Raw genomic sequence first — 19,640 nt, 5'->3', positions numbered from 1 at the left:
GATCAGGGAAAAGAGGGCGCTCTCTTTTGCATCATCGCCGAGACCACCTCGGCAAATTCCGGCGATTTCAACTGCGCGACAAACAGCGCTGCCTCTTGCGCCATATGCGCGGTGACCTGGTCACGCTGGTGACGGATCAGCGACTTTGACAGCTTCATCGCCTCTGGCGCAGAGCCCGCAACATGTTTGGCCAGGGCTGCGACCTCTTGCGTCAGTGTCGCATCCGCAAAGACCCGCGAAATCAGGCCATAGTCATGTGCTTCAGCTGCGCTAAGACTACGGCCTGCCAGCAGAATATCATTGGCCACCGCCATCCCAACCGAGGCCGCAAGCAGCATCGAAGAGGCTGCCTCTGGCACCAGCGCCAGTTTGACAAAAGGCGCGGTAAAGGTGGCACTTTCAGCCGCATAAACCAGATCGCAATGCAGCAGCATGGTCAGGCCAATGCCAATCGCCGGGCCATTGACGGCGGCAATCACCGGTTTTGAACAGGTCGAAATCGCCGCCAGAAACTGGGCCACGGGTGGCTGCTCGGCGGAATGATCCGCCATAGAAAAATCCTGCAAGTCATTGCCTGCGGTGAAATAGTCTTCGGCCCCGGTGATAACAAAGGCACGCTGATCGGGCGCGGCCTCATAGGCGCGTAGCGCCGCTGCCATTTCGCCATACATCTCTTGGGTGATTGCATTGCGCTTGGCTGGTCGGTTGATGGTCAGCGTGGTGACCCGATCCAGGGTTTGCAGGGTAATTGTATCGCTCATAATATCCGCCCGATGTGTTAGGTTTCACCAGAAGCCATTTCGCCGCCTCCCACCCAGAGTTGCGCACCGCCCCTTATGTCTTTGCCTACAAAACAAAGCCGCCGCTGTCACAGGTTACCCTGTGTCACAGCGGCGGCTGTCGTTACGCAAGGCGGGCAAAACCCCTAGCCCGGCCCGCCCCCTGCTCTCTCAAACCAGCCATTGCGGCCTTAGGGGCGTTGCTGGCCGTCGCCAAAGACAAAATACTTGAAGCTGGTCAGCTGTTCGGCGCCCACCGGCCCACGTGCATGCATTTTTCCAGTGGCAATGCCGATCTCGGCCCCCATGCCAAATTCGCCGCCATCGGCAAACTGGGTAGAGGCATTGTGCATCACCACCGCGGAATCAATTGCCGTCATATAGGCGGCAGCAGCCTTGTGATCCTCGGTGACGATGGCATCTGTATGGCCCGAGGAATGCGCCTGAACAAATGTGATCGCCTCTTGCAGATCTTCGACGATTTTCACCGAAATGATGTTGCTCAGGTATTCCGTATCCCAGTCTTCATCTGTGGCGGGTGTCATATTGGCCAGGATCTGCTGTGCGGCCGCATCGCCGCGCAGCTCACAATCGCCCAGTTCCTGCGCCAGCTGCGGCAGGACCTGATCGGCAATCTTGCGGTCGATCACCACACATTCCGTGGCGCCACAAATCCCGGTGCGGCGCATCTTGGCGTTTTGCACGATGCCAACCGCCTTGGTGATATCTGCGCTTTCGTGAATATAGCTGTGGTTGTTACCATCCAGGTGCAGCAGCGTTGGTACCCGCGCCTCCTTTTGCACCAAAGAGACCAGACCACGCCCGCCACGCGGGATCACCAGGTCGACGCTCTCGGTGCTGTGCAACAGCAGTTTGACGGCCTCACGGTCGCGGGTATCCACCAGCTGCACCGCATCCTCAGGCAGGCCCGCCGCCTTGAGCCCACGCGCCAGACAGGCCACGATCACCCGCGAGGAATGCAGGCTTTCAGAGCCACCACGCAGGATCACCGCATTGCCGGATTTGATGCACAGCGCCCCGGCATCTGATCCAACGTTGGGGCGCGATTCGTAGATCATCGCAATCACCCCGATCGGCACGCTTCTGCGCTCGATCTTCAGCCCATTGGGCCGTTCAAATGTTGCAAGACACCGGCCCAGCGGATCCGCCTGGTGGGCAATGGCCTCTACCGCTGTCGCCATATCCGCCACCCGATCCGTTGTCAGGGTCAGCCGGTCGATAAAGGCCGCGTCTTTGCCGCTGCCCTGGATACTGTCGAGATCCTGCGCATTCGCGGCCAGAATTGCGTCGCTGCTCTCGCGCAGTGCTTTGGCCGCTTCACGCAGGGCTAGGTTGCGCTGCTCGGCTGTGGCCAGGGCCAGGGCCTGCGCCGCCGCCCGTGCCCGCTGGCCAAGGGTATCAACCAGGGCCTTGATCTGCGGTTTGTCTGTCTCAGTTGTCATCGTATTCATGATAAATCCTGTCTGGCGCGCCAAGCGCGCCCCGTATCATTTCAATTCGGCGGCGCGGCGATAGGCGGCCTGCACGGTGTTTTCGAACAGTGCATGCAATTGGCCATCTCGGCGCAGCTCATCCAGCCCGGCCTGGGTTGTGCCATTCTTGCTGGTGACCGAGTTGCGCAGCTCCTCAAGCGAGGCGTCCGACTGGCGCGCGGTTTCCACCGTTCCCGTGATGGTGTCAAAAACCAAGGCACGTGCAGTGTCTTCGTCAAAGCCTAGCCCCATGGCTGCCGCGACATAGCTACGCATCATTTCAAACACATAGCCGGGCCCACTGCCGCTGACCGCCGTCAGCCGATCGATTTCATCCTCGTTGGCCAGTTCGACGCAGCGGCCCGTCTCGGCGATAAAGGCGCTGACCTGTTCAACCTGCTCTACGCTGCAGGATGCATTGGCATAAAGCCCGGAAACCCCAAGCCCGACCATCGCGGCCAGGTTCGGCATAATCCGGATGATCGCCGCCTTGCCGGTGATCTCTGCCAGACTGTCCAGACTGTAGCCCGCCGCGATCGACACAAAACAACCGCCGGGTTTCAGCGCATGGGTGTAGGCGGGTAGCAGATCTTTGATCATTTGCGGCTTGATAGCGATCACCACAACATCAAATGCACCCGAAGGCAGATCTGTCGTTTTTGTGACATGACGCACACCCTCTGGCAGGTCGGCAGCAGCGGGATCGGCGACGGTAAATTCATGCTCATCGCGTCGGACCCACTGGCGCAACATCGCCCCGCCCATCTTGCCGCAGCCAATCAAAAGTATCTTCATCGTCGCTTTCCTTTCTCTTCATCCAGACCCGCAGGCATTGCCTGTTGCCCGGCCTGAAACGGGGGCCGAATCTGGTGGTGTTTCCCGTCGGCACCAGGGATGCAAACCTCCCCGCTGCGGACGCTGCATTGCAGCAACCTATTTGCATTCAGGTGCGGTCTACGTGTTATACAGACACCAGCCCTGAATGAGGTCTAGCTATCTGGCTGCGCGACAAGACGCAAACAGGTAGTATTTTATCCTCTAAATACAGATAGATATCGGAGATACTGATGCCAAAGAAGAAGAAAATCGTTGTCAAGATCGGGTCCAGCCTGCTTGCAAATAGCGAAAAGCTGACCCTTCGATATGCCTTTATGAACGGGTTGATGAGCGATCTGGCACAGCTGCAAAAAGAGGGCCACGACATTATTCTGACCTCCTCTGGCTCGGTCGCTCTGGGGTTGAATATGGTTGATAAGCGGCCCGAAGATGCAGGCATTTTGGACAAGCAAGCGGCCGCCGCATGCGGGCAGCCATTGCTGATGAATGCCTATCGGCAGGTCGCATCCGAACATGATATGGACGTCGCCCAGATGCTTGTTACGGTCGACGATATGGAAGATCGACGCCGCTTTTTGAACATCAAAAACACCATGTACAGATTGTTCGAAAACGACATCGTGCCGATCCTGAATGAGAATGATTCCATCGCGACACGCGACTTGCGGGTGGGTGACAATGACCGTTTGTCGGCCAAAATCGCCCAGATGGTCGAAGCAGATGCGCTGATCATCCTGACCAGTGTTGACGGGCTCTATAACATCGACCCTTCGGATCCAAACGCCGAGTTCATCGCTGAAATCGACGACGTCAGCGAACACCTGGAATCCACTACCAGTATCAGCGCCCTGGGCAGCGGCGGGATGCTGACAAAGATGCATGCGGCGAATATGGCCCAGAACGCCGGCGTCGAAACCATCATCGCCGAAGGCATCATCGAACGCCCGGTTTCCTCGGTCTTGAAAAACGAACGCCGCTTTACCCGCTGTCTGGTCACGGGCGAGACGGCATCGCCACTGAAGGTGTGGCTCAGCAACCGCTTGCAGGTTTCCGGCACCCTGGTGGTGGGCAACGATATGGCGGCGGCACTTGTCAACGGGAATTGCGGCGTGAGCCGGGGAGATGTGATTTCGATCCAGGGTGATTTCACCAAGGGCGATGTATTGCACGTCTATAACGAAGACGGGGAAGAAGTCGCACGCGGGCTGACAAACTTCTCATCGGAAGAAACCATGCTGATGGCACGCCACCTTGATATGCCCGTCGAAGACGTGATTGGCTACAAGACCAAAAGCGATGTCATCGCGATCGAGAACATACTGATCCTGAAGGACAACCACCTGCAGCTTGATGCGCCAGAGCATGATCAGAAGGTCGTTATTCCGGCATAATGGTTGCGGCTGATCCTGCCCGCTTGTTCTGGAAATAAGCGGGCAGCTTCAGCCCATACTGATTGCATCAATAATATGGGGGCCGCAGTTTCTGCGGCCCCCTTTCTTTCTACGTCCTGTAAACGTCGCCCGCAGGCTCAGTCGCAGTTTATCACGAACACCCAGAGGTGGATCCGCAGGTATTGCATTTCATGCAGGTTCCATTGCGTACCAATGTGTAATTGCCACATTCGCCGCAGGCTTCGCCCTCATACCCCTGCATCTTTGCCTTGACCCGTGCATCCATCCCGGTTGCTACTGATGGCGAGGCTTCGGGAACCAGCGCTTGCAGATCGGCCACCGGATTGCTGCCCGTCTTGGCTGCGTCCAACAGGCTGGAGGGCCTGGCTTGCCCGCCCTGCAACACCACCAGATCCTGTGGCAGGCGCTTGCGCAGATAGCCGGTGGAAGAGATCTGCTTCAGAACCTCCAGCGAGCGGCTTGCAGCACTTTCGCTCAGCTCTGACAGGTTGGAAACGCCTTCTTCCTCGCCGCGGCCAATATCATCAAAGGCTGGGCCCTGTGGTTTCACATGGGCCAGATCTGTCCGGTCCAGATAGCTGACCGCCAGTTCGCGGAACACATAGTCCAGGATCGAGGTGGCATTCTTGATCGAGTCGTTGCCCTGCACCATGCCGGCCGGTTCAAACTTGGTAAAGGTAAAGGCATCGACAAACTCTTCCAGCGGCACGCCATATTGCAGGCCGACCGACACCGCGATGGCAAAGTTGTTCATCATCGCCCGAAAGCCTGCACCTTCCTTGTGCATGTCGATGAAGATCTCGCCCAGAGTACCGCTTTCGTATTCGCCAGTGCGCAGATAGACCTTATGTCCGCCGACAACTGCCTTTTGCGTGTAGCCCTTGCGGCGCTGTGGCATCTTGGTGCGCTGCGATTTGGCGATCTCTTTGATGATGATTTTCTCGACGATCTTTTCCGCCAGAACTGTGGCTTTTTCCTGCGGCTTGCCGCTCTCCAGCACCTCTGCGGCCTCGTCGTCGTCTTCGACCAGCGCGGCGGCCAGTGGCTGGCTCAGCTTGGATCCATCACGGTAGAGCGCATTCGCCTTGACCCCCAGCGACCAGCTGAGTTCATAGGCTTTCTGACATTCCTCGATCGCGGCATCATTTGGCATGTTGATGGTTTTTGAAATCGCCCCGGAGATAAAGCTCTGGGCTGCGGCCATCATACGGATATGGCTTTCAACACCAAGATAACGCTTACCTTTCTTGCCGCAGGGGTTGGCACAGTCAAAGATATTGTAGTGCTCTTCCTTCAGGTGCGGCGCGCCTTCCAGGGTCATGGTGCCGCAGACATGATCATTGGCGGCGTCGATATCAGCTTTGGTAAAGCCAAGGTGGCGCAGCAGATCAAAGGTTGGATCGTTCAGTTTCTTGGCGGGAATGCCCAGCACGCCGGTGCAGAAATCTTCGCCCAGGGTCCATTGGTTGAACACAAAGCGGATATCAAAAGCGGCCTCCAAGGCACTGTCAATCTTGGACAATTCATTGGGGCCAAAGCCGTGCCCGGTGAGCGAGGTGTGATTGATGACCGGGGCATTACCCAGGGTCGCATGCCCCACCGCATATGACACGATCTCTTCGATCTGCGAAGAGCTGTAGCCCAGCCCTTCCAGCGCCGCAGGCACCGAACGGTTGATAATCTTGAAATAGCCGCCACCGGCCAGTTTCTTGAACTTCACCAGCGCAAAGTCTGGTTCAATCCCCGTGGTGTCACAGTCCATCACCAACCCAATGGTTCCGGTGGGCGCAATGACAGTGGTTTGGGCATTGCGGTAGCCGTGTTTTTCGCCCAGCTTCAACGCCTCGTCCCAGGCCCCCATGGCCAGATCAACCAGCCGCGCATCTGGGCAGTTGTCGATATCCAACGGCACCGGCGGCACCGACAGCCCCTCATAGCCGCTGATCTTGCCCATGGCGGCAGTGCGGTGATTGCGGATCACCTTGAGCATGGCATCGGCGTTGCGCGCATAACCGGCAAAAGCGCCCAACTCGGCCGCCATCTCAGCGGAAGTCGCATAGGCCACCCCGGTCATCAGCGCCGTCAAAGAGCCACAAAGCGCGCGGCCTTCTTCGCTGTCGTAACCGTGCCCCATATTCATCAGCAAGCCGCCGATATTGGCATAGCCCAGCCCCAGGGTGCGGAAGTCATATGACCGCTGGGCAATTTCCTTGGATGGGAACTGCGCCATGGTGACCGAAATTTCCAGTGTCACCGTCCACAACCGGCAGGCATGCATAAAGTCTTCTGCCTGGAATTTGCCATCCTTGTAAAAGGTCAGCAGATTCAAAGAGGCCAGATTGCAGGCAGTATCATCCAGGAACATGTATTCTGAACAAGGGTTTGAGCCACGAATCTCACCGTCTGCCGGGCAGGTGTGCCATTCATTGACGGTATCGTGGAACTGAATGCCAGGATCAGCACAGGCCCAGGCCGCATGGCCGACCTTTTCCCACAGATCGCGCGCCTTGACGGTCTTGGCGACCTTGCCGTCGGTGCGGTTGATCAGCTGCCAATCGGCGTCTTTTTCCACCGCGTGCAAAAAGGCATTGGTCACCCGGATCGAATTGTTGGAATTCTGCCCCGAAACAGAGCTATAGGCATCAGAGTCCCAATCGGTGTCATAGATCGGGAATTCGATGCTGTCGTAGCCCTGTTTGGCATAGTCCAGCACCCGTTTGACATAGGTCTCGGGGATTGCAACCTTCTTGGCCTCGCGCACCGCCTGTTTCAGCGCTGGATTGGCTGCCGGGTCATAGGCCTCTGTTGCGGCACCATCCCAGGACCGGATTGCTGCAAAGATACCGTTCAGCATCTTTTCATGCATCTTGGAGCCCGCAACAATAGAGGCCACCTTCTGCTCTTCGATCACCTTCCACTGGATGAAGTCTTCGATATCCGGATGATCGGCATCGACGATCACCATCTTGGCGGCGCGCCGGGTGGTGCCCCCCGATTTGATCGCCCCTGCGGCCCGGTCACCAATCTTGAGGAACCCCATCAAGCCAGAGGAGCGCCCGCCGCCTGACAGCGGCTCTCCTTCGCCCCGCAGATGGCTAAAGTTGGTGCCCGTGCCAGACCCATACTTGAACAGTCGCGCCTCGCGCACCCAGAGATCCATGATGCCACCGTCATTGACCAGATCGTCGGAAACCGACTGGATGAAACAGGCGTGGGGCTGCGGGTGTTCATAAGAGCTGGTGGATTTGGTCAGCTTGCCGGTTTTGAAATCAACATAGTGGTGGCCCTGGGCTGGCCCGTCGATACCATAGGCCCAATGCAGCCCGGTGTTGAACCACTGCGGGCTGTTGGGGGCGGCGCGCTGGCTGGCCAACATGTAGCGCATCTCATCAAAGTACGAGCGGGCATCATCCTCGCTTGAGAAATAGCCGCCCTTCCAGCCCCAATAGGTCCAGGCACCGGCCAGACGATCGAACACCTGCTTGGAAGAGATCTCGCCGCCGCAGGGCACATCCTTGCCCGCAGGCACAGAACGCCAGAGAAACTCTGGCACGCCCTTTTCCGCGACCTTCTTCAGGCGCTGCGGCACCCCGGCCTTGCGAAAGTATTTCTGTGCAATCACATCGCTGGCCACCTGGCTCCACTCGGCGGGAACTTCGATGTTCTCCAGCCGGAATACAATGGTGCCATCCGGATTGCGGATCTCGGAGGTTGCCGAAATGAAATCCAGACTAGCGTAGGCGTCCTGCCCGGCCTTTGTAAACTTGCGCTCGATCTTCATGCTCTGCCCCTTGTGCCTGTACGACCTGATGCGCCTGCACCCCGGTCACATATCTGCGCCGCATTGAATGCGACATTCTTCATTTTGAAAGCACGAGCGGACCGGCATGCCTTTTGATGGGCTTGCTGTTTAAGAGACCTTCGCCGGTCATTTCGGTGGATGTAGCTTGTGTTTTCACATTGTCACAAAGCGGCAATATGTAACTAGATATTGTGGCCTTGCAGATGACCACTACAACTTGACGTATTCCAGCCAAGAGGGTCAACGAATAATTTACCCTTTTTTTGCCTTCTTTGCTGTTGACCTAGCAGAGGCGAAACAGGTGATGCGCTGTCTTGGTGATTCATCTGCCCATCCCCCCTTCTTTTGCCCAAACAGTCTTGTCTCGATCCTCCTCGAAATTCCGCGAAACAGCAAAGACTTGCCGCGCAAAGCCAAAAACTGATCGCCGCGAATGCCAGCCTTAGCCAAAATTTTGTGCAGTCTTTTCCCACCCCGATGCAACACGGCACGCGGGCCGCAGATGTTGCATCGATGCCCCAAATCCGGCGGCCCCTGCGCCGAGGCTTTTACCAGCACGCGCAAGATTGGCAACGAGTTGAAACAACTCCGCGTCAATTCCTTAATGATGTCTTAACGCCAATCCATCCCGGCACGCAGATCGCACCGCTAGATTCTGTGATTCTATCGACAAGCCCCACCGCCGACTGACAGGCCATGCAAGAGATCAGGGGAAACAGGCGCAACAGATCGCGGCTAGAGCCCCCTATCGCGTCACCACAAGGCCATGTCTGCACCGTGATGCAGAATCAGACCCCGGATTCGCAAAGGGGCAATGCAGCGCAAAGCTGCCAGTCAAAGGCAGGGTGAAATGGTAAAGCAAAGCTCCGACCACGCGACCACGAACGCCACAAGAAACCGCCAAGTGCCGTGGTCGGATCAGCGGTTATTGATGTTGATGAGTTCTTCAGGATCTGATCTCTGGCGAGGGGCCAGGATATCCTGGCCTCTCGCGAGAACATCAAAGAAACATTGGGTTTTCTTTGAAAGTGGTCGGGGCGGCGAGATTCGAACTCACGACCCCCTGTACCCAAAACAGGTGCGCTACCAGACTGCGCCACGCCCCGAACCGTGCGCTGTTCCTAACGCCAGTGAATGGATTTGAAAACCCCTAACAAGGCCAAATTGGGCCAGTTTTTGAAAAAACTTTGTGGCGCACCTCTGTACCCATAGAAATGCCGTATCGCGCCGCCAAACCCGCGTTGATTTCCAACACCGCAAAGACCTGATCCCCGCCCGGAAGCGGGGTTAGATCACCGGGAATCGCATTGGCCTGGATCCCGGTCACCTGGCCGGTTTGATCCAGAAAGATAATATCAAGCGGAATAAGGGTGTTCTTCATCCAAAAGGCAGCGCGCTGCGGCTTTGGATAGACAAACAGCATGCCAGCCCCACGGGGCAGCGACTCGCGAAACATCAAGCCACGGGCGCGTTCCGCTTCGTCATCGGCGATTTCTATATGAAAGGAGGTTTGTCCCCAGCTGCCGCGCAGCTCAATCCGTTCTGGGCGGCAGGTCTCTGCCTGGGCGGAAAGGGGAAGGCCCAGGCCAAGAATCAGGGCCAGGGCCGGTGCGACGAGAGAAGCTCTCGGTCGCGTCATCGGATCAGCCTGCCTGATCGCTGCAAGGTATGGCAGCTTCCCAGGCCTGAACTTCGGTGGCCATCTGCCCCCGCTTGCCATCGATCACCCGGATTGCCAGGGCTTCTCCGGGTTGCAGATCGGCCAACCCCGACTGGCGCAGCACTTCGACATGCAGAAAGATATCTTCGCTGCGACCAAATATATTGGCGAAGCCAAAGCCCTTGCCTTTATTAAACCATTTCACCCGTGCGGGTTCCAATGGTTTGGCCTGCAGGTCCGTCAGATCCAGCTCGGCAAAATCACTCAGCACCGGGACATCTTCCCGCTCCGGCGGGTGAATGGCCAGAACCTCAACCGCCTGAACACCACGATCGGTGTTATGGGTGACGATTTCGATACGGGTTCCATCCGCAACCGAACTCTGTCCAAAATTACGAAGTACATTCACATGCAGCAAAATATCAGGGCCGCCCAGATCGGACACAACAAAACCAAACCCCTTGGTGGGGTCAAACCATTTAACAAGGCCTTGGATGTGCTGGAGGCTGCTCAGATCTTCTGCCACTTAACTTTTCCACTGCGTCTTTTTCATTTTCTTGCCAGCGTGATGCGCGATTTCACCAACCAAGTTCAAGCAAAAATCCTCTCAGTTGTAAGAAAAGTGCTATTTTTGACATCAAAAGCTTAAGGATTAAGGCGCGAAACCGACCAATCGTCCTGTTCGCTACTACGCCGCCATACAAAACGATCATGCAGGCGAAACGCCCCATCCGCCCAGAACTCAATCTCGACCGGGGTGATCCGGTAGCCCCCCCAAAATGGCGGGCGCGGCGGATTCGGCCCCTTGCTTGCAGTGACCTTGGCCACTTCGGCCATGAGGCTGGCGCGACTGTCCAGCGGCCGCGATTGTTTTGAGGCCCAGGCGCCCAGGCGGCTCTTGAGAGAGCGCGACGCATAGTATTCATCCGCCTTTGGCCCCTCTTCCCGACGAATATCGCCACGCACCCGAATCTGTCGGCGCAGCGATTTCCAGTGCATCACAAAGGCGGCCTTGCCAGCGCTGTCCAACTCCTGCGCCTTGGCGCTTTCATAGTTGGTGTAGAAAACAAAAGCCGAGGCCTCGATGTCTTTCAACAAGACCATACGGGCATTGGGCAGACCATCGGCATCCACCGTGGCCAAGGCGATGGCATTGGGGTCGTTCACTTCGGTTTTCTCGGCGTCCGCCAACCAAGTGCGCGCAATGGCAAAGGGGTCATTTCCGGCAAACAGCCCTGAACGTTCACTCAATACAACCTCCTGTCTGAAACTTGCGCCACATTAGGCAGCCCCCCAGGGATCGGCAAGGGGCCTCGGGCAGAACCAGCCCCCGCGCATATGGTAAGGCTTGTACGATCATTCAAGGTCGCCCCTTGAAGCAAACGCCGCGGCATATTAAACGTCTTTAACTTCACGGATCACAGGCGGAGAACCTGAATGTCTAATCAACTGATGACCGGCAAGCGCGGTCTGATCATGGGCTTGGCCAATGACAAATCGATTGCCTGGGGGATCGCCAAGGCCTGTGCCGAGGCCGGTGCCGAACTGGCCTTTTCTTACCAGGGGGATGCGCTGAAAAAACGCGTCCTGCCGCTGGCAGAACAACTGGGCAGCGATATCGTTCTGCCCTGCGATGTCTCGGATGAGGCCTCGATGGATGAATTGTTTGTCGCGCTCGAAGAAAAATGGGGCAAACTGGACTTTGTCGTGCACGCCATTGGCTTTTCCGACAAGAGCGAACTGCGGGGCCGCTATGTCGACACCAGCCGCGCAAACTTCCAGATGACCATGGATATTTCGGTCTATTCCTTTACCGCCATCGCGCGGAGGGCCGAAAAGATGATGGATGCGGGCGGCTCTATGCTGACCCTGACCTATTATGGCGCTGAGCAGGTTATGCCACATTATAATGTCATGGGCGTTGCCAAGGCCGCGCTAGAGGCCTCGGTCAAATATCTGGCCGAAGATCTGGGCAAGGATGGCATTCGCGTCAACGCAATTTCCGCCGGTCCGATCAAGACCCTTGCGGCCTCTGGTATTGGCGATTTCCGTTATATCATGAAATGGAACGAGTATAATTCACCGCTACGCCGCAACGTGACCACCGGTGACGTGGGGAAATCCGCGCTCTACCTGCTGTCGGATCTTGCCTCTGGCGTGACCGGTGAGAATCTGCACGTGGATGCGGGTTATCATGTGGTCGGCATGAAGGCCGTGGACGCCCCGGACATCGAGAAAGGCTGACCCGAGATGAGCACCAAGGATACAAGCCGCCTGCCCCATGAAAAAGGGTTTCACATCTCCTGGGACCAGATCCACCGTGACAGCCGGGCGCTGGCATGGCGACTGGATGGGCAGGGTCCCGATGATGGCCACTGGCGCGCCGTTGTGGCGATCACCCGTGGTGGCATGGCCCCAGCCATGATCGTCGCCCGCGAGTTGGACATTCGCACCGTCGACACGATCAGCGTCAAGTCCTACCATTCTGGCGGCGGCAAGGCCGATCAGCGCCGTGAAGCTGAGGTGCTGAAAAGCCCCGATGCGGACATGATGGGCGATGGCACCGGCATTCTGATTGTCGACGATCTGGTCGATTCTGGCAAAACCCTGGAACTGGTGCGCGACCTCTATCCGCAGGCGCATTTTGCCACCGTCTATGCGAAACCTCAGGGTGAGCCGCAGGTGGACACCTTCATCACCGGTGTGAGCCAGGATACATGGATCTTTTTCCCCTGGGATATGGCTCTGCAATATGTCGAACCCTATCGCGGCACCGACTAAGGCCTGACCAAACACATCCGAAACGACCCAAACGCGCTCTCTTGTCCAGGGCGCGTTTTTTTGCGGTGCGATGCGCCCGGTCGATTTGGATCAATGCGGATCCCCGCCAAAGGCTGCGCACCCGGCCAGTGGATCTGTGACAAGTGATTGCCATCCCCCCGGCAAGCCCCTACCAATTCTGCAGCAAATCACCACAAGACCAACAGGAGTGGGCATGATCACATCGCGCACAGAGGCAACCTTCCTCTCTCCCATCGTCGAATCCCGTCGCTGGGTTGCCGGCGTCACCTTCCCGGATGACCGCCCGCTGTTGAATGTAAGCCAGGCCGCCCCGGCTGATCCGCCACCGCTGGGGCTGCGCCAGGCCCTGGCCGAGGCGGCGCTCAACCAGGATGACGCACATCTCTATGGTCCCGTGCTGGGGCGTGACGGCCTGCGCAGCGCCCTGGCTGAACAGATGTCTTCACACTACGGTGCCACGGTTTCGCCCGCTCAGATCGGCATCACCTCGGGGTGCAACCAGGCCTTTGCCGCCACCATTGCCGCGCTCTGCGGTGAAGGCGATGAGGTGATCATTCCAGTGCCCTGGTACTTCAACCACAAGATGTGGCTGGACCTAAGCGGCGTCACCGCCCGCCCGCTGCAGGTTGGCGATGACATGCTGCCCGCCCCGGCTGCGGCCGAGGCCCTGATTACGCCCCGCACGAAAGCGATACTGTTGGTGACGCCCAACAACCCAACCGGGGCGGAATACCCCGAAGGCCTACTGCGGGCGTATTTTGATCTGGCACAGTCGCGCGGGCTGGCCTTGATCGTGGATGAGACCTACCGCGATTTCGACAGCCGCTCCGGGCCGCCGCATACACTGTTTCAGCAGACAGACTGGGATCAGACCCTGATCCACCTCTATTCCTTTTCCAAGGCCTATCGCCTGACCGGTCACCGGGTTGGCGCCATTGCCGCAGCACCGGCACGGTTGTTCGAAATGGAAAAATTTTTGGATACAGTAACCATCTGCCCGTCGCAGCTGGGACAGATCGGGGCGCAGTGGGGAATTCACAACCTTCAAAACTGGCTCGCTGGTGAGCGCGCCGAAATCTTGGACCGCAAGCAGGCAATTCTTGACGCTTTCCCGCTACTCGCCTCGCGCGGGTGGCGGTTGTTGGGGTGTGGTGCCTATTTTGCCTATGTCGAACATCCCTTTGATCTGCCGGCGTCACAGATCGCCCAGAAACTGGTCACCGAGGCCTCTATCTTGATGCTGCCCGGCACCATGTTCATGCCCGAAGGCGACCAATCCGCCGAACGACAGTTCCGCATTGCCTTTGCCAATGTCGATGCCGCAGGCATTGGTGAACTCTTTTCCCGGCTGAGCCAGTTTCAGCCCTGAGACCCGCCCTGACATCCGCCCGCCCCAAGCCATTGCCCCACGCGGGTATCGGCCGGACACCGTGCGGGGGCGCAGAACCCCGGCCCGACATGCACCATGACCCGACAAAGCCCAGCAATCAAGCCTTTGAGCGGGCAGAGGATCTTGCCCCGCTTGGGGCAGCAGCGTATGCAAGGCAGGAACATCTATTAAGCAGGGAGCCCCGGACACGACATCCCGGCACCTCCCCCCGAAAGCGAAGTTAAAGAGGGCAGCATGGCCACAGGCATTAAGAAACTATCCAATACCTTTGTTTGGATCCTCATGGGTTTGCTGATCATCGGCCTTGCCGGCTTTGGTGCGGTGAATTTCAACAGCTCCATGTCTTCGATCGCCCAGGTCGGCGACGAAGAAGTCAGCGTTGATGCCTACCTGCGGGAATTGCAGCGCGAACAGCGCGCTTTGCAGGCGCAGGGCGGTCAGTCGCTTACCATTGCCCAAATGGCTGCCTTTGGTCTGGACCGGGTTGTTCTACAGCGCCTGATCTCGATTGCCGCCATAGACAACGAGGTCAAGAACCTTGGCATTTCCATTGGCGACGAAAACCTGCGCCAGGAACTGGCCGAGATCCCAGCCTTTCAGGACGCCAGCGGCAAGTTTGACCGGCAGGCCTATAGTTTTGCCCTGCAGAACGTAAACCTGAACGAAAAGGACTTTGAGGCTGACCTGCGCCGCGAATCTGCCCGCACCCTGGTCCAAGGGGCCATCGTGGTTGGCGCAAAAATGCCCCAGACGCTCACCGACACGCTGACCAACTATATCGGTGCCCGCCGCAGCTTTTCCTATGTTCAGCTATCTGCCGATCAGGTTGCCCTGACTCAGGTGATGCCCACCGATGCAGAACTGCAATCCTACTACGATGACAACCAGGCGCGCTTTGCCCTGCCCGAAACCAAGCGCATCACCTATGCGCGCCTCAGCCCCGAAATGATCATGGACAGCGTCGAGCTCGACGAGGTTGCCCTGCGCAAGCTCTATGACGAGCGGGCAGATCAGTATCAGGTGCCGGAACGCCGCCTGGTCGAACGCCTGGTTTTTGCCGATGAGCAAAGCGCCGCAGAGGCCAAGGCGCAGCTGGATGTTGGCGGCACCACCTTTGAAGCCCTGGTTGATGGGCGCGGTCTGGCGCTGAGCGATGTTGATCTTGGCGATGTCACCACCGGCGACCTGGGTGCGGCATCCGACAGTGTTTTTGCTGCCGAAGTGGGCACAGTTGTCGGCCCGCTCCCGACGGATCTGGGGCCGGCCCTGTTTCGGATCAATGGTCACCTTGAAGCGCGGGTAACCTCTTATGAAGACGCAATGCCAGAGCTGCGCGACGAACTGGCAGCCGATCGCGCCCGCCGCTTGATCGAACAGCAGGCCGAAGAGATCAACGATCTCTTGGCCGGTGGCGCCACTCTGGAAGACCTGGCAACTGAAAGCGACATGCAGGTCGCAAGCATCAACTGGAGCGGCGAAACAGGCGAAGATATCAGCGCCTATGAAGACTTTCGTACGGCTGCCAGCGTGGTAACACTGGAGGACTTCCCAGAGGCGGAATTCCTGGGCGATGGCAGCCTGTTTGCCCTGCGCCTGGACGAAATCCTGCCAGAACGCCCCGAACCTTTTGAAGCGGCAAAACAAAAAGTTCTGGATGCCTGGAATGCCGACCGTGCTGCGGCTGCGCTGCAGGCCCGGGCTGATGCGCTTTTGCTGGCCGCCAAGGAGGCGGGTGCCTTCCCCGAAGAGAGTGAGGTCAAAACCGAAACTGGCCTGACCCGCACCGCCTATCTCGACAACACACCGGCCGATATGATGAACCAGATTTTCACCATGGAACCCGGTGATTTCAAGGTGATCTCCGGCGAGGATAGCACCGTTATCGTACGTCTTGATGCGGTGCTGCCCACGGAAACCAGCGAAGAAATGCAGCTCATGGCGGATGCGCTGGGAACTCAGCTTGATCAGGCGGTTTCAGAGGCGCTGTTCACCGCCTTTGTTGCCGATGCACAGCTGCGCGCCGCGCCGCGCGTTGATCAACAGGCGCTAAATGCCGTTCAGGCCAATTTCCAGTAAGCGAGGCGGCCAAGATGGCTTTGACCCCAGAATTTGACAGCTTTGCCCGGGCCTATGACGCCGGGGAAAACCAGGTTGTCTATACCCGGCTGGCGGCAGATCTCGACACGCCTGTGTCGCTGATGCTGAAACTGACCGGTGCCCAGAAAGACGCCTTTATGCTGGAATCCGTCACTGGCGGCGAGGTGCGCGGGCGCTATTCCATCATTGGCATGAAGCCGGATCTGGTCTGGCGCAGCCAGGGCCCCCGGTCAGAGCTGAACCGCTCTGCCCGGTTTGACCCAGAGGCCTATGAGCCGCAGCAAGGCAACCCGCTGGACAATCTGCGTGCCCTGCTGGCCGAGAGCAAAATCGACCTGCCTGAAGACATGCCACAGGCGGCGGCGGGTCTGTTTGGCTACCTTGGCTATGACATGGTGCGCCATGTGGAACACCTGCCAAATGTGAACCCCGACCCGCTGCAATTGCCCGATGCGTTAATGCTTCGCCCCTCGGTCATTGCTGTGCTGGATGGCGTCAAGGGAGAGGTCACAGTGGTATCCCCCGCCTGGGCCAGCGACGGCCAGACGGCCCGCGCCGCCTATGCCCAGGCCGCCGAACGGGTGATGGATGCGGTGCGTGATCTGGAACGCGCCATGCCGTCTGAAACCCGCGATCTGGGCGATGCCCGCGAGGTGGCGCCGCCGGTGTCGAATTTCACCAAATCCGGCTATATGGAAGCGGTGGAAAAGGCCAAGGATTACATCCGCGCAGGCGATATCTTCCAGGTGGTTCCGGCGCAACGCTGGAGCCAGGACTTCCCGCTGCCCCCCTTTGCGCTCTATCGCTCTCTGCGGCGCACCAACCCGTCGCCCTTTATGTTCTATTTCAATTTTGGCGATTTTCAGGTGATTGGTGCCAGCCCGGAAATTCTGGTGCGTGTCTTTGGCAATGAGGTCACCATCCGCCCCATCGCCGGCACCCGCCCGCGTGGCGCGACACCGGAAGAGGACAAGGCAAACGAGCTGGATCTTCTGGCCGACAAAAAGGAACTGGCAGAGCACCTGATGCTGCTGGATCTTGGCCGCAACGATACAGGCCGCGTGGCCAAGATAGGCACCGTACACCCGACCGAGCAATTCATTATCGAACGCTACAGCCATGTGATGCATATCGTCTCCAATGTGGTGGGGGAACTGCACGAGGACAAAGACGCGCTGGATGCGTTCTTTGCCGGCATGCCTGCGGGTACCGTATCCGGCGCGCCAAAGGTGCGGGCGATGGAAATCATCGACGAGCTGGAGCCGGAAAAACGCGGTGTCTATGGCGGCGGTGTTGGCTATTTCTCGGCCGGTGGCGACATGGATATGTGTATCGCGCTACGCACCGCCATCATCAAGGATCAAACCCTGTATGTGCAGGCGGGCGGCGGCGTGGTCTATGACAGCGACCCCGAGGCAGAGTTTATGGAAACGGTGCACAAATCCAATGCCATCCGGCGCGCAGCCGCCGATGCTGCCCGCTTTATCGGTAAGGGCAACACCTGACCGCCCCCCGTGCCACTGCACCTGCACCTGTAACACCAAAAGGGCCTCAGACTTTGAGGCCCTTTTTATGTCCGCTACCGGCTGATACTTCTGATCTTATTGCGACGTCAGGTTCGCCTTGAGCCCCGCCGAGACCGGCACAAGGCCCACCTGATTTGCGCGATCCTGCACCCCCCAGAGCAGCAGGGCCGATATCGTGTCCGCGCGCAAACGTCCCAGCATGATAACAGCGCCTTCCTGCCGCGCCCGAAAGGCCGCTTGATCAAGAAAGCGGCGAATGGCGCGTGGGGTTTGCCCTGCCCCGTCAAAATCGCGGAACACCACACCCGAAGGCATGCCATCGCGCAGCGCCAGTTTCTGCACCGTATTCAAGCCACTGTTCTGGGTCACCATGCCGTAGCCAGCGCTGTCCAATACGGCCACCACCTGATCCGCCAAGGGACGATTGCCCTGAAACCCGGTTTCGACGCCTTCCAGGATCCCAACCGCTTGCGGCAGCTTCTTCATCCAGACGGGCAAGGCGGTTTCGGCATCCTGTGGCGCCGCCTCACGCGGAAGATCGGCGAGGATCAGCACCTCAAACCCGGCTGCGCGGCGGGCCTGCATTTTCTCAACCGCGCGTGGATCGTCGGGGGAAATCGCAAAGGTCAGCGGATAGGGGAACTCTGCCAGGGCCTCGGCACCGATTGCCGCCGCATCATCGATCAAGATGATCGACATCAAGGGGCGATCCCCCAGCGCGGCATAGGGCTCTGCGTTGATCTCAAACGGGGTTGGTGACGCTGCGGTCGCATCCTCTGCCTGCTCTTGCGGGTCATCACCGGCGATCAGCGTCGGCGTGCTGCTACGTTCTGTCAACGGCACCACCGGGGTGCCGATACCTGGGCTAGCCTCCGTGTCGATACCCGTGTCAGTGCCAGTGCCGGGCTCGGCAGCTGCTACTTGCTCCGGGTCGGTACCGGCTTCTGACGCGGCCCCTTCGGCAGAGGTTGCCCCATCTGGGACCACCTCTTGCATGACAGGTTCGGCGGTCTTCTGCGCTGTTGTGGACTGACCAAGGTTTGGCCGGGCCGTCGGCTGCGGGGCCTGGCCCATGTCCGGCAGCGTAATCTCAGGCAGAACCGGCGATGCAGAGGTTGCAGCCGGCGCGCCCTGCCCGCTGGCGAGGTTGTCCTGGGGCGCGGCCTCATCCGGCGAGGGCGCCACCTGAACGACCTCTGGTGCAGCCGCCTCGGCCTCGGGCTCCGCCGTATCGAGAGCTGCGGGGGGGACTTGCTCCTTCAGGGGGGGCTCTGGCAGGGCCGCGGTCTCGGTTGAAACCTCCGGGCGATCATCCTGACCCGGCGCATCTGGCACACTGCCACTGGCCTGGCCTGTGGGGGCCGCGCCCGGGGCCTGTGGCAGGCTTACAACCGTCCCAGAGGGCGCAGTATTCCCCGCCGATGCGCCATCGGGAATCGTCACCTCAGGTCGGCTGCCAGGGTCCGTATCAAGCACCGCAATCGGGCTGTTATCCGCGCCATCAAGCCCCTGTGGGCTGCTTGGCGCGACCTCGACCAGATCAGCATCGCGCTGCTCTGGGGGCTGAGGGGCGGTGTCCTGCCCGCTCACGGGCTGTGCGGCTTGGTTCGGGGTTGTTGTTTCGACCTCGACCTGCGGCGGCAGCGGCACGGAAAGCGACCACATCGCAGCCCCCGCAACTGCAACCACTGCGCCAATGCTGACCCCTCCGAGAAACCCTTTCATTGCCGTCCTGCCTCTCATCACCTGTTTCCACCCTGACATCTCGTGGTGGTTTTCATCCTATGGCCAAGCTAGAGGCCAAAATTCTACCGGCCAACATTAGACTGGCCCCATTCCGCC

General features: G+C 58.8%; 14 protein-coding genes and 1 tRNA gene. 6 read left to right on the top strand and 9 right to left on the bottom strand.

The window, feature by feature from the left end; all coding sequences use genetic code 11:
- Nucleotides 1–2 precede the first annotated feature (2 nt).
- From P2081_RS03895 to proC, 3 genes are all read right to left on the bottom strand, one after another.
- Nucleotides 3–761 carry an enoyl-CoA hydratase-related protein gene (locus P2081_RS03895; protein ID WP_278921577.1) on the bottom strand — a complete coding sequence of 253 codons (759 nt, stop codon included), beginning with the start codon at nucleotides 759–761 and terminating at the stop codon, nucleotides 3–5.
- A 209-nt stretch (nucleotides 762–970) separates the two neighbouring features.
- Nucleotides 971–2,251, bottom strand: a complete 1,281-nt coding sequence (locus tag P2081_RS03890) for a glutamate-5-semialdehyde dehydrogenase (RefSeq protein ID WP_278921576.1) — start codon at nucleotides 2,249–2,251, stop codon at nucleotides 971–973.
- 36 nt (nucleotides 2,252–2,287) lie between these two features.
- Nucleotides 2,288–3,067: a pyrroline-5-carboxylate reductase gene (gene proC / locus P2081_RS03885; RefSeq protein WP_278921575.1), complete on the bottom strand. Its 780-nt coding sequence runs from the start codon at nucleotides 3,065–3,067 to the stop codon at nucleotides 2,288–2,290.
- A 272-nt stretch (nucleotides 3,068–3,339) separates the two neighbouring features.
- On the opposite strand from proC, the gene proB reads away from it, so the two are divergent.
- Nucleotides 3,340–4,500: a glutamate 5-kinase gene (gene proB, locus P2081_RS03880; protein ID WP_278921574.1), complete on the top strand. Its 1,161-nt coding sequence runs from the start codon at nucleotides 3,340–3,342 to the stop codon at nucleotides 4,498–4,500.
- 151 nt (nucleotides 4,501–4,651) lie between these two features.
- On the opposite strand, the gene P2081_RS03875 is transcribed toward proB, so the two are convergent.
- The 5 genes from P2081_RS03875 to pdxH form a co-directional block, all read right to left on the bottom strand.
- Nucleotides 4,652–8,302, bottom strand: coding sequence for a vitamin B12-dependent ribonucleotide reductase (locus P2081_RS03875; RefSeq protein ID WP_278921573.1), 3,651 nt, complete (start codon nucleotides 8,300–8,302; stop codon nucleotides 4,652–4,654).
- A 1,050-nt stretch (nucleotides 8,303–9,352) separates the two neighbouring features.
- Nucleotides 9,353–9,429, bottom strand: a tRNA-Pro gene (locus tag P2081_RS03870).
- Nucleotides 9,430–9,473: 44 nt separating this feature from the next.
- On the bottom strand, nucleotides 9,474–9,962 hold the full coding sequence (locus P2081_RS03865) for a DUF192 domain-containing protein (RefSeq protein ID WP_278921572.1): 489 nt from the start codon (nucleotides 9,960–9,962) through the stop codon (nucleotides 9,474–9,476).
- Nucleotides 9,963–9,966: 4 nt separating this feature from the next.
- Entirely contained in the window at nucleotides 9,967–10,509 is a 543-nt protein-coding gene (locus tag P2081_RS03860) for a cold-shock protein (protein ID WP_278921571.1), read from the bottom strand.
- Between the two features lie 119 nt (nucleotides 10,510–10,628).
- Entirely contained in the window at nucleotides 10,629–11,234 is a 606-nt protein-coding gene (gene pdxH, locus P2081_RS03855) for a pyridoxamine 5'-phosphate oxidase (RefSeq protein ID WP_278921570.1), read from the bottom strand.
- Between the two features lie 186 nt (nucleotides 11,235–11,420).
- On the opposite strand from pdxH, the gene fabI reads away from it, so the two are divergent.
- From fabI to trpE, 5 genes are all read left to right on the top strand, one after another.
- A complete protein-coding gene (gene fabI, locus P2081_RS03850; RefSeq protein WP_278921569.1) occupies nucleotides 11,421–12,227 on the top strand; it encodes an enoyl-ACP reductase FabI in 807 nt (268 codons plus the stop codon).
- A gap of 6 nt (nucleotides 12,228–12,233) precedes the next feature.
- Nucleotides 12,234–12,764: a xanthine phosphoribosyltransferase gene (gene gpt / locus P2081_RS03845; RefSeq protein ID WP_278921568.1), complete on the top strand. Its 531-nt coding sequence runs from the start codon at nucleotides 12,234–12,236 to the stop codon at nucleotides 12,762–12,764.
- 214 nt (nucleotides 12,765–12,978) lie between these two features.
- Nucleotides 12,979–14,154: an aminotransferase gene (locus tag P2081_RS03840; RefSeq protein ID WP_278921567.1), complete on the top strand. Its 1,176-nt coding sequence runs from the start codon at nucleotides 12,979–12,981 to the stop codon at nucleotides 14,152–14,154.
- 255 nt (nucleotides 14,155–14,409) lie between these two features.
- Nucleotides 14,410–16,251: a peptidylprolyl isomerase gene (locus tag P2081_RS03835; protein ID WP_278921566.1), complete on the top strand. Its 1,842-nt coding sequence runs from the start codon at nucleotides 14,410–14,412 to the stop codon at nucleotides 16,249–16,251.
- A 14-nt stretch (nucleotides 16,252–16,265) separates the two neighbouring features.
- On the top strand, nucleotides 16,266–17,777 hold the full coding sequence (gene trpE / locus P2081_RS03830) for an anthranilate synthase component I (RefSeq protein ID WP_278921565.1): 1,512 nt from the start codon (nucleotides 16,266–16,268) through the stop codon (nucleotides 17,775–17,777).
- 96 nt (nucleotides 17,778–17,873) lie between these two features.
- On the opposite strand, the gene P2081_RS03825 is transcribed toward trpE, so the two are convergent.
- Nucleotides 17,874–19,523, bottom strand: coding sequence for a divergent polysaccharide deacetylase family protein (locus tag P2081_RS03825; RefSeq protein WP_278921564.1), 1,650 nt, complete (start codon nucleotides 19,521–19,523; stop codon nucleotides 17,874–17,876).
- Between the last annotated feature and the right edge of the window lie 117 nt (nucleotides 19,524–19,640).

It is taken from the genome of Pseudophaeobacter profundi, assembly GCF_029697505.1.
Classification (GTDB): Bacteria; Pseudomonadota; Alphaproteobacteria; order Rhodobacterales; family Rhodobacteraceae; genus Pseudophaeobacter; species Pseudophaeobacter profundi.
This window is presented reverse-complemented; position numbering and strand designations above follow the sequence as displayed.